We start from the raw sequence: 13,082 nt of genomic DNA, 5'->3' as shown, positions 1-13,082 counted from the left end.
CCACAAGGAGATCCGCTTGAACGTTATCGCCACGTCCGTCCGCCGCGCCTTCGCGCTGCCCTTATTGTTGCTGGCCTGCTCCGCCGCCTCCGCCGCCCCGTCCGACGTCACCGCCATCAAGGCCGCCCACATGCTCGACGTGCGCAGCGGCGCGCTGGTCGACAACGCCGTGGTCCTGGTCAGCGGCGAGCGCATCACCGCCGCCGGCAGCCAGCTGGCGATTCCGGCCGGCGCGCAAGTCATCGACCTGGGCAACAAAACCCTGCTGCCCGGCCTGATCGACATGCACACCCACCTGACCGGCGATCCGCAGGACGCCGGCTACTCCATCATCGCCAAGTCGGTGCCGCGCGCCACGCTGACCGGCGCCAAGAACGCCCGCCTGACGCTGCAGGCCGGCTTCACCACCGTGCGCGACGTCGGCGCCGACGCCTACACCGACATCGGCCTGCGCGACGCCATCAACGACGGCGACGTGCCCGGCCCGCGCATGGCCGCCTCCGGTCCGCCGCTGAGCATCACCGGCGGCCATTGCGACGACACCATGCACGCGCCCGAATACAAGATCACCAGCCTGGGTGTGGCCGACGGCGTCGACGAGGCGCTCAAGGTCACGCGCCGCAACATCAAGTACGGCGCCGACGTCATCAAGATCTGCGCCACCGGCGGCGTGCTGTCGTTCGGCGACGATCCGCGCACCTCGCAATACACGCTGGAGGAATTGAAGGCCATCGTCGGCGACGCCCACCGCCTGGGCCGCAAGGCCGCCGCCCACGCGCACGGCGGCGACGGCATCAAGCTGGCGGTGCTGGCCGGCATCGACTCGATCGAGCACGGCTCCTACATCGACGACGAGGGCATCAAGCTGATGAAGGAGCACAAGACCTGGCTGGTGCCCACGTTGTACCTGGGCGACTGGCTGATCGAGAACGCCGAGGCCATCAAGCTGCCCAAGCCGCTGCTGGAAAAAGCCAAGGTGGTGTTGCCGATAGCGCGCCAGAACGTGGCCCGCGCCATCAAGGCCGGCGTGCCGATCGCCTTCGGCACCGACGCCGCCGTCTATCCGCACGGCCTGAACGCGCGCGAGTTCGGCGTCCTGGTCAAGCTGGGCATGACGCCGATCCAGGCGATCCGCACCGCCACCGTCAACGCCAGCGAGCTGCTGGGCTGGACCGACAGGGTGGGCACGATCGAGGCCGGCAAGTTCGCCGATATGATCGCGGTCGACGGCGAACCGTTGAAAGATGTGAAGACGCTGGAGAACGTCCAGTGGGTGATGAAGGGCGGCGCGATCGTGAAATGAGCACATCAGAACAGACGGCTGCACCGCATGTCGGCGGTGAAGCCGCCTGTCTCCAGGCGTGACAATCGGTGACTCTCTGCCGGGATGATCTCGCGTAGAATTAACCACCCTCATTGATCGCAGCCTGTTACGCCATGGCTTTCCCTCTAACGATCGCATTATTTTCCGTCACTATCGCCATGACCACGCCCGAGCAACCACTGACCTTGGAAGAATTGAAGGCGATGAACATGGATATGCACAAGAAATCTCCGGCAGAACTACAGGCCATCCTAGAGAGAACACTTGCATCATTGCCGAAAGAAGCGCAAGAAAATATTCGTCGGATACAGGCAGAGGCGGCGGCCCGACCTCCACGGCCGGAACTAACCGAGATATCAGACGTCTCGCTTAGCTCACTGACCAGTGAAGATCTCGACCTCGCGGTCTACCGCTATATCACGAACAAGCTCGCCAAGGCGGACAACCAGCGCACTGCACTATTAGCGCTGCCCAGAGGCTTACAGGTGTTCTATCTGTCGTTTATCGTAGAAGCGGAAGTGATGAATGGTGGGCTACATCAATTCTTCTGGAATGCCGCCGATCTCGCCGATCTCGTTGCCCCTGCGCTGCGCGAGCTTGATGCGATGGAGGCATCCAAGCTATTTGAGCAAGCCGCATTGATCGGCCACGATGAGCAAGTCATGCGCAGCGAGTTCCGCAACGATGGATGGGACGAATATTCCGCGTCCAATCAGGCATCGAAACTGGGCAAACTCGATAAATCCTTCTGCACACAGGCGGAAAAATTCCGCACAATGCGGGCGGCCTACCTGAAAAGCCACGAAGCGCAGCTTGTCGGCTGCACCTTGAGCGGCTAGTGCTAGTGCTGGTGCTGGTGCTGGGCCGTACCGGCCGGGACCGGCAGCACTTCCAGCATCGGCGCCGGCGCTTTCAATTTGACGGCGCTGTCGCCGGGGATCTCGTCCCAGGCCACGCTGCCCTTGTCGCACTGCTGCACGATGCGGAAGTACAGCTTGCCCGGCTGCGCGGTCAGCTTGACCTGCATGACGAACTCGTCGAAATAAGCGTCCGGCAGCGGGCCGCCCTTCCAGCTGATTTCCTGCACGCCGCCGTTGGTGCCGACTTCGACCCTCCAGCCCGCCTTGGGCATGGGCTTGGCGCTGGTGGCGCCCTCCGGCAGCGACACCGTCAAGCCCTTGGTGGCGCTGCCGTCGCAACCGTGGCCGACGCGGAAGGTCAGCTTCTGGAAACTGCCCGCCAGGCCGGTGCTTTGTTCCAGCGTCACATGCGCCTGCGCCGCCGGGGCCAGCAGCGCGGCGGAGAAAGCCAGCATGGTCAGAGTCGTTTTCATCACTGTCCCTTCGGTGGTGTGTATGTCAGCGGTTTGACCGGCACGTCGACAGTGACGGTCTCGGCCTGCTTGCCCTTCTTGCGGATCACCAGCGTGACCGGCACGGTCTCGCCCTGCTTCAACTGCCGTTTCAAATCCATCAGCATCACGTGGTAGCCGCCGGACGCCAGGTCCACCATCCGCCCTGCCGGCAAGTCCAGCGACGGCACGGCGTGCATCTTCATCAGCTGGCCTTCCATCTGCATCTGATGGATTTCCGCCACGCCCGCCACCTCGGCGCGCACCGCCACCAGCTGCGCATCCTGCTTGGACTTCAGCCGCATGAACACGCCGCTGGACTTGGCCGACGGCACGGTGGCGCGTATCCACGCGTCGCCGACCTCGACCTGGGCCAGCGCGGCCGGAACGGCCGCCGCCAACAGCAATGCTGAGATGATGTTTTTCATCGGTCGATTATATCAACGCTCGCCCTTGAAGGTCTCGCGGCCGACTTCCACCGTGTTGGTGCCGTCGGTCAGCCAGATCTGGCCGTCCTGGATCGTGCACTGCAGCTGCATGCTGCGCTGGGCCATCTTGGCCAGCTGCTCGGTGGCGTCCGCGTCCAGGTTGATCACGGTCAGGTTCTTGCAGCGCTCGACCTTGTTGGCCAGCGCCTTCCACCAGATGTGGCTGGTCGCGGCGTAGCTGTAGACATAGACGTGCTCCGAACGGCCGCAGGCCTTCAGGATCACCTTCTCGTCCGGCTGCCCCACCTCGATCCACAGCTGGATCGCGCCGGTCAGGTCCTTCTGCCAGATGTCCGGCTCCTCGACGTCGAACAAGCCCTTGGTAAAGGTGAGCGCCTCGTTGGCGTGGATCGCGAAGGCGATCAGGCGCACCATCATGCGCTCGTCGGTCTCGGACGGATGGCGCGCCAGCGTCAGCGACTGGGTCTCGTAGAAGTTGCGGTCCATGTCCGCGATCTGCAGATCGGCTTTGTAGATTGTTGCTTTGAGGGCCATCGGTGAATCTCTTTTTAATTATTTGAAGACGACAGTCTTGTCGCCGTTCTGCAAAATGCGGTGTTCGACGAACCACTTCACGGCGCGCGCCAGCACCACGCACTCGACGTCGCGGCCGATTGCCGACAGCGTCTCGGCGTCCATCGAGTGGTCGACCCGCTCGACGTCCTGCTCGATGATCGGACCTTCGTCCAGGTCGCCGGTGACGAAGTGCGCGGTGGCGCCGATCAGCTTGACGCCGCGGTGGTGCGCCTGCGCGTACGGCTTGGCGCCCTTGAAGCTCGGCAGGAAGGAATGGTGGATATTGATCGCCTTGCCCTTGAGCGCCGCGCACAGGCCGGGCGACAGGATCTGCATGTAGCGCGCCAGCACCACCAGGTCGACGTTGTGCGAGTTCATCAGCTCGATGATCTTGGCTTCCTGCGCCAGCTTGGCCTCCTGCGGCGCGCCGGTGGCCAGCGGCAGGTGGTGGAACGGAATATTGTAGCTGGCCGCCAGCTGGTAGAAGTCCATGTGGTTGGACACGATGGCCGGAATCTCCACCGGCAGCAGGCCGCTCTTGTAGCGGAACAGCAGGTCGTTGAGGCAGTGGCCGATCTTCGACACCATCAGCATCACGCGCGGCTTGTAATGGGCGTCGCGCAGCTCCCAGTCCAGCTTCATCTCCGCGCCCAGCAGGCCGAAGTCGGCGCGCAGCAGGTCGTCGCTGACGTTGCGGTCTTCCAGCGCGAAGTGCACGCGCATGAAGAACAGCTTCGATTCGCCGTCGCCGAACTGGGCCGAGTCGATGATGTTGCAGCCGTGGTCGGCCAGGAAGCCCGACACGCGGTGCACGATGCCGCGCTGGTCCAGGCAAGAGAGTGTCAAAATGTATTCGGGATTGCTCATATCCACCATCGTTATAGGTCTAACAAGGCCGGTATTGTCGCACGGCTGGGCCCACACCGTAAAAATAGCACGCTCGTTCAATTTAAGATATATTGACTGCCACACTCTTCTTTGAGGACACAAAATGACTATCAACGAGACAAATCTTCAATTCCGCCTGGCGGCCCGCCCGGTCGGCATGGTCAAGGACAGCGACTGGCAGCAGGTCAGCGAGCCGGTGCGCGAGCCGGCCGACGGCGAGGTCGTGGTCAAGGTGCTGTACCTGTCGCTCGACCCCGCCATGCGCGGCTGGATGAACGAAGGCAAATCCTACATCGCGCCGGTCGCCATCGGCGAGGTGATGCGGGCCGGCGGCGTGGGCGTTGTGGTGGCCTCGAAGTCGCCCGACTTCGCGGTCGGCGACTACGTGCAGGGCGGCACCGGCGTGCAGCGCTACTGGGTCGGCCCGGCCGGCGACAAGCGCCACGGCTTCCGCAAGGTCGATCCCAAGCTGGCGCCGCTGCCCACCTACCTCAACACGCTGGGCATGCCCGGCATGACGGCCTACTTCGGCCTGATCGAATCGGGCCAGCCCAAGGCCGGCGAGACGGTGGTGGTGTCCGGCGCGGCCGGCGCGGTCGGCCAGACGGTCGGCCAGGTGGCCAAGCAACTGGGCTGCCGCGTGGTCGGCATCGCCGGCGGCAAGGACAAGTGCGACTTCGTGGTCAAGCAGCTCGGCTTCGACGCCTGCATCGACTACAAGGGCGGCTCGGTCAAGGACGGCCTCAAGGAACACTGCCCGAACGGCGTCGACGTCTACTTCGACAACGTCGGCGGCGACATCCTCGACACCGTGCTCACCCGCATCAACCTCAAGGCGCGTATCGTCATCTGCGGCGCCATCTCGCAGTACAACAACACCACGCCGGTCAAGGGCCCGGCCAACTACCTGGCGCTGCTGGTGAACCGCGCGCGCATGGAAGGCATCGTCGTGTTCGACTACGCCGACCGCTACCACCTGGGCATCGCCGCGCTGGGCCGGTGGATGAAGGAAGGCAAAGTCAAGAGCAAGGAAGACATCGTGCAGGGACTGGAGCACTTCCCGCAGGCGCTCAACATGCTGTTCGAAGGGAAGAACTTCGGCAAGCTGGTGCTGCAGGTGGCGGCCGAATAAATTCGGGGAACTTTTCCGCGTCCGCAGCGTCTATCCTTCGGCTGCACATTCCGCCGGGCCGCAAGCCCGGCGTTTTTTTAGATCACGACGAGGAAGACCATGTTCCCCCAATTTATCACCCCCGCGATCAAATCGCAGATCGAGATCCTGATCACCCTGTACACCGACCTGAACCAGCGCACGCTGGAAGCCTTGCAAAGCCTGAGCGAATTGAACATGCAACTGGGCCGCGACCTGATCGCCGAAATGGGCGGCAACGTCCAGCGGCTGATGGCCAGCAAGGACGCCACGCAACTGGGCGCGGCCGTCAGCGCCCAGCTCACGCCGGGCGGCGCCGCGCTGCAGAACTACCAGAAGCACCTGGTCGACATCCTCAGCCGCGCCAACTCCAGCCTGGCGCAAACGGCCGCCACCCACATGCCGGCGGTGCGCCGCGCCGCCAACGACGTGGCCGAGGAAATCATGCACCAGGCCTCCGAACAGACGGCGCGCGCCGCCGAGCAGATGTCCAAATACCAGATGGCCAGCGAGCTGCGTCACTAAACACGCCAAACGCGCCTCGGCCCGAGTGGAACTTCCGTCAACGTAGCACCTCTAACCATGCAGAGCAGCGGGCTTCCGGCCCGCCGCTCGAAGCACCCAGACGGAATTTCATCACACACACGAGGAGGTCTTATGGCCAGTAATTCAAGCAATGATCAAGGCAAGCCGAAAGGCACGGCCAAGCGCGGCTTTGCGGCAATGGACGAAGCAACCCAGCGCGCCATCGCCAGCAAGGGCGGCCAGGCGGCCCATCAAAAGGGCACGGCCCATGAATTCGATTCGGAGGAAGCGCGCCGGGCCGGCCAGAAAGGCGGCGAGGCGGTCAGCCGCGACCGCGAACACATGGCGCAGATCGGCCGCAAGGGCGGGGAAAGCCGGCAGTCCGCGGCCCGCGCCAACGCCGCGAAAAACGCCGTGGCGTCGCACAGCGCCGGCTCGGAACAATCGGCCAAGGGAGGCAACCAGCAAGGCGGCAAGACCGCCGAACGCTAGGCGGCAGCACGCTGGCGCCGCTTCTTTCGCTCAGGCCGCCAGCACTTCCTGCAAGCGCAGCAGCATGGAGGCATGCGCGCCCGGCGACCCGGCGGCGATGCTCGGCGAACCCAGCAGATAAGGCCGGCCGTCGATTTGCGTCGCCTGTCCGCCGGCCTCGCGCACCAGCAGCGCGCCACCGATGCAATTGACGCTGTCGTCGCCGAACTCCCAGAAGCCGTCGACGCGACCGCACGCCACATAGGCCAGCTGCAGCGAGGTCGCGCTCAGGTTGCGCACCGCCGCCACGTCCGGCAGCATGGCGCTCAGCGCGGCGCCGGAGCGGCGCACCGCATGCCGGTCGCGCCCGGCGAACGGCGGCTGGCTGGTGGCGACGATGCCCTGGTAATGGTTGGCGCGGCCGTTGACGCGGATTCGTTCGCCATTGCGGTAGGCGCCGTGGCCCCATAGCGCATGGAACATCTCGTCGTGCACCGCGTCGAAGATCGCGGTGAACACCGGCACGCCCTCGCGCATCAAGGTCAGCGACATGGCCCAGTTCGGGATCGCGCGCAGGAATTGCACGGCGCCGTCGATGGCGTCGCAGATCCAGTATTCGCCGCGCGCGGCCAGCGCGGCGGTCTCGTCGTCCTCCGGCTCGGTGGTGTCGAGCTCGCCCTCCATCCAGGCGATGCCGGGATACAAGCGCGCCAGCGCCCGCTTCATGCCGGCGTTGGCGGCGCCGTCGATGCGCTGGAAGACCGTCATCATGTCGTCCACCTCCACCACCGGTTCGCCGCGCCAAAAGGTCTCGCACAGATCGGCGCCGGCCTCGCGCATCAGCGCCAGGACTTCTTCCGTATCGATTGCAGTCATGCCGATTCCTTGTTATAAACCAAAGTCGTAGATTGCCAGTAATCAGCAACAAACACTAACTGGCGACAGACAAGTAATATCGCGATCGGGCCAAAATCATATGGGCAGCAACTACTACGGCGAGCGGCGACTGACGGACGAGATGCCGGTCATCGTCTCCGCGCAGCACGCCGACCACCACACCAGCCGCACCACGCACATCCACCATCACCCGGAGGGGCAGCTGTACATCCCGCTGCAGGGCGTGATCGTGGTCGAGGCCGGCGACGTGCGCCAGGTGCTGCCGCGCGGCCGGCTGGGCTGGATCCCGCCCGACATGCCGCATGGCGCCACCGCCCACGGCAACACCTTCAGGCCCGGCCTGGCCGGCTACACCATCCACCTGGCGCCGTCCTGGTGCGCCGACCTCCCGGCGCAGTCGCGGGTGATGCGGATGTCGCCGCTGGCGGTGTCGCTGCTGGAGCGCATGGCGTGCTGGCCCCACGGCATGCCGGCCGACGCCGCCGGCCGCCGGCTGGCGACAGTGTTCCTGGACGAAATCCGCACCGCCGACGAGGAACCGCTGCACCTGACCATGCCGCGCCATCCGCGCCTGCAGGCGATGGCGGCGGCCATCGCCGACCATCCCGCCGATGAAACCGACCTCGACGAATGGGCCGCCAGGCTGGGCTGGTCGCGCCGCACCCTGACCCGCCACTTCCGCGAACAGACCGGCATGTCGCTGGTCGAATGGCGCCAGGTCGCGCGCCTGCAAAAAGGCATGGAGCTGCTCAACGGCGGCGCCTCGGTGACGACCGTGGCGCTGAGCCTGGGCTACGACAGCGTCAGCAGCTTCATCGCCCTGTTCCGCCGCATCCTGGGCGTCACGCCGGCGCGCTTCGCCCAGTTCGACACCTGATCAGGCCGGCGTGCCGATGATCACGCTGGAGGCCTTGAAGATCGCGGTCGCCTCCATGCCCACATGCAGTTCCAGCGTGTCGCCGCTGTCGCGCGTGACGATGGCGGCGATGGCGCCGCCGCCCGGCAGTTCGATGCTGACCTCGGTGTTGACCGCGCCCACCTGCACCCGCGTGATCGTGCCGGTCAGGCGGTTGCGCGCCGAGAAGCGGGCGCCGGCCATCTGCGTCACCACGATCACCGACGACGCCTTGATCAGCGCGAAGGCCTCCGCGCCTTCCACCAGGCTCAGGCTGTCGCTGCTGTCGCGCGTGATGGTGGCGACGATGTGCTGGCCGCCGACGATTTCCAGCGTCACCTCGTCGTTCACCGCGCCCTCCTTGAGCGTCACCACCTTGCCGCTGAACTGGTTGCGCGCGCTGGTCTTCATCTTCATCCTTTGTATCAACAGAAAATCATCGGCCAGCGCGTGCGACTGGCTGCTCAAGTGCGCCACGAACTGGCGGTGCTCTTCGTCGATTTTACGGAAATTTTCCACAAGCTGCGCGCCACGCGAAGTCAGCCGTGTGCCGCCCCCGCCCTTGCCGCCGGCCAGGCGCTCCAGCAGCGGCTCGCCTGCCAGGTTGTTCATCGCCTCGATGGCGTCCCACGCGCCCTTGTAGCTCATGCCGACCGCCTTGGCGGCGGCCGTGATCGAACCGTGTTCGGCGATGGCCGCCAGCAGCGCCATCCGGTCCTGCCCGCCCAGCTTCTGACCGCCGACGGTCAGCCATACATTGCCTTGCAAGGCCATTGCTTGTTCTTCAGGCTTCATTGCGCTCCACGAGATCCAGGTCCTTGATTTCGGCCATGCTACCATTTTCCATCCGCAGCACATGGTCGCCGAAGGCGCGCACGTCCTCGGGATCGTGCGTGATCAATATCATCGGAATGCCGAGCCGGCGCTGCAGCGCGTCCAGCTCGGCGCGCATGCGCTGGCGCAGGCCGGGGTCGAGCGCGGCGAACGGCTCGTCCAACAGCAGCGCCTGCGGTTCCGGCGCCAGCGCGCGCGCCAGCGCCACCCGCTGCCTCTGGCCGCCGGACAGCTGGTGCGGCAACTGGTGCGCCACATGTTCCAGCTCGAACGCCTGCAGCCAGTAGCGCACCGCTTCCCCGTCCACCCGCGCCAGCGGATTGCGCCAGCCGCGCTGCAAGCCGAAGGCGATGTTCTGCCGCACGTTCAGGTGCGGGAACAGCGCGTAGTCCTGGAACAGATAGGCCAGCTGGCGCCGCTGCGCCGGCACGTCGATGCCGCCGCCGCTGTCGAACAGGCGACGGCCCGCCACCTCGATGTGGCCGCGGTCGGGCGTGCTCAGGCCGGCCACCGCCTTCAGCAGCAGGCTCTTGCCCGCGCCCGACGGGCCGTAAATCACGATGCGCTGGCTGCTCGACGTCAACTGCGCGCGCAGCTCGAAGGTCCGCGAGCCGGAGCGCAGGGTCTTGCCGATGTCGATATTGATTTGCATGCTCAGGCCTGCGGGTTGCGGTTGGGCGTCAGTTTGTTCGCCGCGATCAGCACCGCGATGCAGACCACGGAAGTGATGATCACCAGCAGGTTGGCGCTGTCGTCCTGCCCGGCCTGCACGGCTTCGTACACGGCGATCGACAGCGTCTGCGTCTTGCCGGGGATGCTGCCGGCCACCATCAGCGTCGCGCCGAACTCGCCCATCGAACGCGCGAAGGCCAGCAAGGCGCCGCCCAGCACGCCGCGCCAGGCCAGCGGCAGCGTCACGCGCAGGAACACGCCGAACGGCGATATCCCCAGCACCCGGGCGGCCTGCTCCAGTTGCGTGTCCACCGTCTCGAACGCCGCCCGCGCGCCCTTGAGCACCAGCGGAAACGCCACCACGGCCGCCGCGATCACCGCCGCCTGCCAGGTGAAGATCAGGTTGATGCCGAACGTGCGCTGCAGCCACGCGCCGATCACGCCATGGCGACCGATCAGCACCAGCAGATAGTAGCCCAGCACGGTCGGCGGCATCACCATGGGCAGCGTCAGCAGCGCGTCCAGCAGCTCGCGTCCCGGAAAGCGCTTGCGCGCCAGCAGATAGCCCAGCGCCACGCCGAACAGCAGGTCCAGCAGCGTCGCCCAGCACGCCACCTTCAGCGACAGGCGCAGCGCGATCCATGCCGGTTCGGTGAGCAAACTGTTTATCACGTTACGGACGGCCGAAACCGTACTTGGCCAGGATCGCCTGGCCGGACGACGACAGCACATAGTCTGCAAACCTGCGGCCGGCCGCCGCTTGCGGACCGGCCGCGATCACCGCGATCGGATAGCTGACCGGGGTTTCGGTCGGCACGGTGGCGACCACCTTGACCTTGTCCTTCATCACGGCGGCATCGGTGGCGTAGACAAAGCCGGCATCGACCTCGCCGCGCGCCACGTAGTCCAGGCTCTGGCGCACCGAGGCGCCGTAGATGGCCTTGGGTTCGACGGCGGCCCACAGTTTGGCCTGCTCCAGCGCGTGTTTGGTGTAGCGGCCCACCGGCACGCTGGCCGGATTGCCCATCGTCACGCGCGCGACGCCGGCCTGCTGCAAGTCGGCGATGCCCTTGATCGGCAGCGTGGCGGCCAGCGGCGTGATCAGCACCAGGCTGTTGCTGGCGAAGTTTTTGCGGCTGGCCGGGGCCAGCAATTTCAGCGTGTCGGCCTTGTCCATCGCATCCTGGTCGGCCGAGGCGAACACGTCCACCGGCGCGCCCTTGGCGATCTGCTGCACCAGCGGATCGGAGGCGGCAAAATTGAACTGCACCTTGTCGCCCGTGTGCTCCTTCTCGTAGGCGGCGCCGATTTCCTTGAACGCATTGGTCAGGCTGGCCGCGGCCGACACCGTGATCTCCGCCGCCGACGCGCCCGTCGCCGCCAACATCAACACCACCCCAAGTTTCAACGCACGCATCGATTTTTCCTTTAAGTAATGAATCGCAATAAACCCGATTATATAGCGATAGTTTGGTTCCGGCACTACGCACAAGGAACTAGGGGTGTTATCCTGAAACATTATTTAAAAACCATGATTGCATCACATGCTCTTTAAAGCACTGCTTGCCCTGTTCGCGGTGGGCATATTGGCCGCCCTGCTATTACCCTTGGTGCGGCTGCGCGCGGCCAAGCTCGACGCCGCCAACGCCGTGACGGCGCGACGCCACCTGTGCCTGAGCGGACTGGTCGTGGCGATCGCGGCGGCAGCGGCTTCGGGATTTTCGTTTGCAGGGCACGCCGCCAATGTAATGGCCATAGCCCTCGCGCTGATCGCGGCCGGCGTGCAGGTGCTCTATTCCATCGACAGCCGCCCGAGGATCCTGGGCGCCGTCATCGGTCTCGTGGCCGGCGTCGCATGGCTGCTGGCCTTGCTCTTCTGCGCCATGAGTCTGGCATTCGGCAATTCGCCGGTCACGGTGGCACTCGGCGACGGCCTGTACTGCAGCGAAACCGTGTACGGCTTCGTGACCGGCGACTCCGGCGAGGAAACGGATCTCTACCAGCGCTACCTCGTCATCGACCACACGGTTTATCATCAGATACATTCGGACATTTATCCCAACGAACCCCAGCCCGAGCGCGCCAAGTTCGCCACCGCGCTCGCGAGCTGCCAAGCCGGGATCAACCAAGCCCGCGCCGCTGGCGCGCATCCGGGATAGCATCGCGTGAAAGGAAGCGGCATATGGCAGGAATCGAACCACGCCGGCAGCCGGCCATGAGCCTGCCGCCTCGTCAGCGCACGGACTGGCTGCGGCACGGCCGGCAGGCCGAAGGCGTGGACCTGTTCGAAGCATTCTTCCAGGGCGCCGCGTACGGCGCCCATCGCCACGACAGCTACGCCATCGGCCTGACCATGTCCGGCGTTCAATCGTTCCGCTATCGGTCGTCGATGCGCCACAGCCTGTCCGGACAGGCGCTGGTGCTGCATCCCGACGAACTGCACGACGGCCAGGCCGGCACCAAGGACGGCTTCCACTACCGCATCGCCTACCTGGCGCCGGCACTGTTGCAGCAGGTGCTGGGCGGCGCGCCGCTGCCGTTCATCGACGGCGGCGTCTCCGGCGACCGCAGGCTGGTCAAGGCGGCGCACGGCCTGCTGAACCATTTCGACACCGCGCCCGACGCGATGGAACGCGACGACGCGCTGGTCGACGTCGCCACCGCGCTGCGCCTGGTGGCCGGCCAGCCGGCGCCCGCCGGCGGCGACTTCCGCGCGGCCCAGATCGCCCGCGAACATATCCACGACGCCCTGCTCTCGCCGCTGACGCTGGACCAGCTGGCGCAAGCCAGCGGCCGCGACCGCTGGAGCCTGTCGCGTGATTTCCGGCAATTCTTCGGCACCAGTCCGCACCGCTACCTGACCTTGCGCCGCCTGGAACTGGCGCGCCGGCTCATGTTGCGCGGCATGCCGCTGGCCGACAGCGCGGTTCATGCCGGCTTCGCCGACCAGCCGCACATGACACGGCATTTCGTCGCGGCCTACGGCATCCCGCCGGCCCGCTGGCTGCGCCTGAACGCGGCCGTCCGGCCGAAGTAGCGCCCATCGCATCAAAGGACTCTCCATGCCCACC

The 13,082-nt window shown here is 65.6% G+C and carries 17 protein-coding genes; 8 read left to right on the top strand and 9 right to left on the bottom strand.

Annotated elements, in window-relative coordinates:
* Positions 1 to 16: 16 nt before the first annotated feature.
* Positions 17 to 1,303, top strand: a complete 1,287-nt coding sequence (locus tag HUX88_RS10205; RefSeq protein ID WP_176361693.1) for an amidohydrolase family protein — start codon at positions 17 to 19, stop codon at positions 1,301 to 1,303.
* A gap of 134 nt (positions 1,304 to 1,437) precedes the next feature.
* A complete protein-coding gene (locus HUX88_RS10200; RefSeq protein ID WP_176361692.1) occupies positions 1,438 to 2,163 on the top strand; it encodes a DUF4375 domain-containing protein in 726 nt (241 codons plus the stop codon).
* A 2-nt stretch (positions 2,164 to 2,165) separates the two neighbouring features.
* On the opposite strand, the gene HUX88_RS10195 is transcribed toward HUX88_RS10200, so the two are convergent.
* Genes HUX88_RS10195 through purU form a run of 4 tightly spaced genes read right to left on the bottom strand, consistent with a single transcriptional unit; the run spans position 2,166 to position 4,546 of the window.
* A complete protein-coding gene (locus tag HUX88_RS10195) occupies positions 2,166 to 2,657 on the bottom strand; it encodes a YcnI family protein (RefSeq protein WP_176361691.1) in 492 nt (163 codons plus the stop codon).
* Positions 2,657 to 3,103 carry a copper chaperone PCu(A)C gene (locus HUX88_RS10190; RefSeq protein ID WP_176361690.1) on the bottom strand — a complete coding sequence of 149 codons (447 nt, stop codon included), beginning with the start codon at positions 3,101 to 3,103 and terminating at the stop codon, positions 2,657 to 2,659. Before HUX88_RS10190 ends, HUX88_RS10195 begins: the two co-directional genes overlap by 1 nt.
* Positions 3,104 to 3,115: 12 nt before the next feature.
* Positions 3,116 to 3,658 (bottom strand): YaeQ family protein, encoded by a 543-nt coding sequence (locus HUX88_RS10185; protein WP_117009703.1) that lies wholly within the window; start codon positions 3,656 to 3,658, stop codon positions 3,116 to 3,118.
* A gap of 18 nt (positions 3,659 to 3,676) precedes the next feature.
* Positions 3,677 to 4,546, bottom strand: a complete 870-nt coding sequence (gene purU / locus HUX88_RS10180; RefSeq protein ID WP_176361689.1) for a formyltetrahydrofolate deformylase — start codon at positions 4,544 to 4,546, stop codon at positions 3,677 to 3,679.
* A gap of 124 nt (positions 4,547 to 4,670) precedes the next feature.
* Between purU and HUX88_RS10175 the strand changes: the two genes are divergently transcribed.
* The 3 genes from HUX88_RS10175 to HUX88_RS10165 all read left to right on the top strand — a co-directional run bounded on the left by HUX88_RS10175 (position 4,671) and on the right by HUX88_RS10165 (position 6,734).
* Positions 4,671 to 5,699 carry an NADP-dependent oxidoreductase gene (locus HUX88_RS10175; RefSeq protein ID WP_176361688.1) on the top strand — a complete coding sequence of 343 codons (1,029 nt, stop codon included), beginning with the start codon at positions 4,671 to 4,673 and terminating at the stop codon, positions 5,697 to 5,699.
* Positions 5,700 to 5,798: 99 nt separating this feature from the next.
* Positions 5,799 to 6,242 carry a TIGR01841 family phasin gene (gene phaP, locus HUX88_RS10170; RefSeq protein WP_117009701.1) on the top strand — a complete coding sequence of 148 codons (444 nt, stop codon included), beginning with the start codon at positions 5,799 to 5,801 and terminating at the stop codon, positions 6,240 to 6,242.
* A gap of 132 nt (positions 6,243 to 6,374) precedes the next feature.
* The gene (locus HUX88_RS10165; protein ID WP_117009700.1) at positions 6,375 to 6,734 is read left to right on the top strand and encodes a KGG domain-containing protein; all 360 of its coding nucleotides are present in this window, start codon (positions 6,375 to 6,377) and stop codon (positions 6,732 to 6,734) included.
* A gap of 30 nt (positions 6,735 to 6,764) precedes the next feature.
* Here HUX88_RS10165 and HUX88_RS10160 read toward each other — a convergent pair whose 3' ends face one another.
* Entirely contained in the window at positions 6,765 to 7,589 is an 825-nt protein-coding gene (locus HUX88_RS10160) for an inositol monophosphatase family protein (RefSeq protein WP_117009699.1), read from the bottom strand.
* 100 nt (positions 7,590 to 7,689) lie between these two features.
* Between HUX88_RS10160 and HUX88_RS10155 the strand changes: the two genes are divergently transcribed.
* Positions 7,690 to 8,487: an AraC family transcriptional regulator gene (locus HUX88_RS10155; protein WP_117009698.1), complete on the top strand. Its 798-nt coding sequence runs from the start codon at positions 7,690 to 7,692 to the stop codon at positions 8,485 to 8,487.
* Here the strand turns inward: HUX88_RS10155 and HUX88_RS10150 are convergent, their stop codons facing one another.
* Genes HUX88_RS10150 through modA form a run of 4 tightly spaced genes read right to left on the bottom strand, consistent with a single transcriptional unit; the run spans position 8,488 to position 11,428 of the window.
* Complete coding sequence (locus tag HUX88_RS10150) at positions 8,488 to 9,300, bottom strand: TOBE domain-containing protein (RefSeq protein WP_176361687.1); 813 nt, start codon at positions 9,298 to 9,300, stop codon at positions 8,488 to 8,490.
* Positions 9,290 to 9,991 (bottom strand): ABC transporter ATP-binding protein, encoded by a 702-nt coding sequence (locus HUX88_RS10145; protein WP_176361686.1) that lies wholly within the window; start codon positions 9,989 to 9,991, stop codon positions 9,290 to 9,292. Before HUX88_RS10145 ends, HUX88_RS10150 begins: the two co-directional genes overlap by 11 nt.
* 2 nt (positions 9,992 to 9,993) lie before the next feature.
* Positions 9,994 to 10,680, bottom strand: a complete 687-nt coding sequence (modB, locus tag HUX88_RS10140; RefSeq protein ID WP_176361824.1) for a molybdate ABC transporter permease subunit — start codon at positions 10,678 to 10,680, stop codon at positions 9,994 to 9,996.
* Between the two features lie 4 nt (positions 10,681 to 10,684).
* Positions 10,685 to 11,428, bottom strand: a complete 744-nt coding sequence (gene modA / locus HUX88_RS10135; protein ID WP_176361685.1) for a molybdate ABC transporter substrate-binding protein — start codon at positions 11,426 to 11,428, stop codon at positions 10,685 to 10,687.
* A 127-nt stretch (positions 11,429 to 11,555) separates the two neighbouring features.
* Here modA and HUX88_RS10130 point away from each other — a divergent pair, with 127 nt between their 5' ends.
* Complete coding sequence (locus HUX88_RS10130; protein WP_117009694.1) at positions 11,556 to 12,170, top strand: hypothetical protein; 615 nt, start codon at positions 11,556 to 11,558, stop codon at positions 12,168 to 12,170.
* A 23-nt stretch (positions 12,171 to 12,193) separates the two neighbouring features.
* Positions 12,194 to 13,048: an AraC family transcriptional regulator gene (locus tag HUX88_RS10125; protein ID WP_373886773.1), complete on the top strand. Its 855-nt coding sequence runs from the start codon at positions 12,194 to 12,196 to the stop codon at positions 13,046 to 13,048.
* Positions 13,049 to 13,082: the final 34 nt, after the last annotated feature.

The sequence above is a fragment of the Duganella sp. BJB1802 genome, from assembly GCF_013369445.1.
GTDB classification, from domain to species: domain Bacteria; phylum Pseudomonadota; class Gammaproteobacteria; order Burkholderiales; family Burkholderiaceae_D; genus Rugamonas; species Rugamonas vulcania_A.
Note: the sequence above shows the minus strand (reverse complement) of the source record. Positions and strands in the feature narration are given on the sequence as shown.

Bases quoted from the DNA above. Each gene is read 5' to 3' on its own strand.
- HUX88_RS10160 (WP_117009699.1), bottom strand. From the start codon at position 7,589: ATGACTGCAATCGATACGGAAGAAGTCCTGGCGCTGATGCGCGAGGCC.
- HUX88_RS10195 (WP_176361691.1), bottom strand. From the start codon at position 2,657: ATGAAAACGACTCTGACCATGCTGGCTTTCTCCGCCGCGCTGCTGGCC.
- HUX88_RS10185 (WP_117009703.1), bottom strand. From the start codon at position 3,658: ATGGCCCTCAAAGCAACAATCTACAAAGCCGATCTGCAGATCGCGGAC.
- HUX88_RS10150 (WP_176361687.1), bottom strand. From the start codon at position 9,300: ATGAAGCCTGAAGAACAAGCAATGGCCTTGCAAGGCAATGTATGGCTG.
- HUX88_RS10165 (WP_117009700.1), top strand. From the start codon at position 6,375: ATGGCCAGTAATTCAAGCAATGATCAAGGCAAGCCGAAAGGCACGGCC.
- modA (WP_176361685.1), bottom strand. From the start codon at position 11,428: ATGCGTGCGTTGAAACTTGGGGTGGTGTTGATGTTGGCGGCGACGGGC.
- HUX88_RS10155 (WP_117009698.1), top strand. From the start codon at position 7,690: ATGGGCAGCAACTACTACGGCGAGCGGCGACTGACGGACGAGATGCCG.
- HUX88_RS10130 (WP_117009694.1), top strand. From the start codon at position 11,556: ATGCTCTTTAAAGCACTGCTTGCCCTGTTCGCGGTGGGCATATTGGCC.
- HUX88_RS10190 (WP_176361690.1), bottom strand. From the start codon at position 3,103: ATGAAAAACATCATCTCAGCATTGCTGTTGGCGGCGGCCGTTCCGGCC.
- HUX88_RS10125 (WP_373886773.1), top strand. From the start codon at position 12,194: ATGGCAGGAATCGAACCACGCCGGCAGCCGGCCATGAGCCTGCCGCCT.
- HUX88_RS10175 (WP_176361688.1), top strand. From the start codon at position 4,671: ATGACTATCAACGAGACAAATCTTCAATTCCGCCTGGCGGCCCGCCCG.
- phaP (WP_117009701.1), top strand. From the start codon at position 5,799: ATGTTCCCCCAATTTATCACCCCCGCGATCAAATCGCAGATCGAGATC.
- purU (WP_176361689.1), bottom strand. From the start codon at position 4,546: ATGAGCAATCCCGAATACATTTTGACACTCTCTTGCCTGGACCAGCGC.
- HUX88_RS10200 (WP_176361692.1), top strand. From the start codon at position 1,438: ATGGCTTTCCCTCTAACGATCGCATTATTTTCCGTCACTATCGCCATG.
- HUX88_RS10145 (WP_176361686.1), bottom strand. From the start codon at position 9,991: ATGCAAATCAATATCGACATCGGCAAGACCCTGCGCTCCGGCTCGCGG.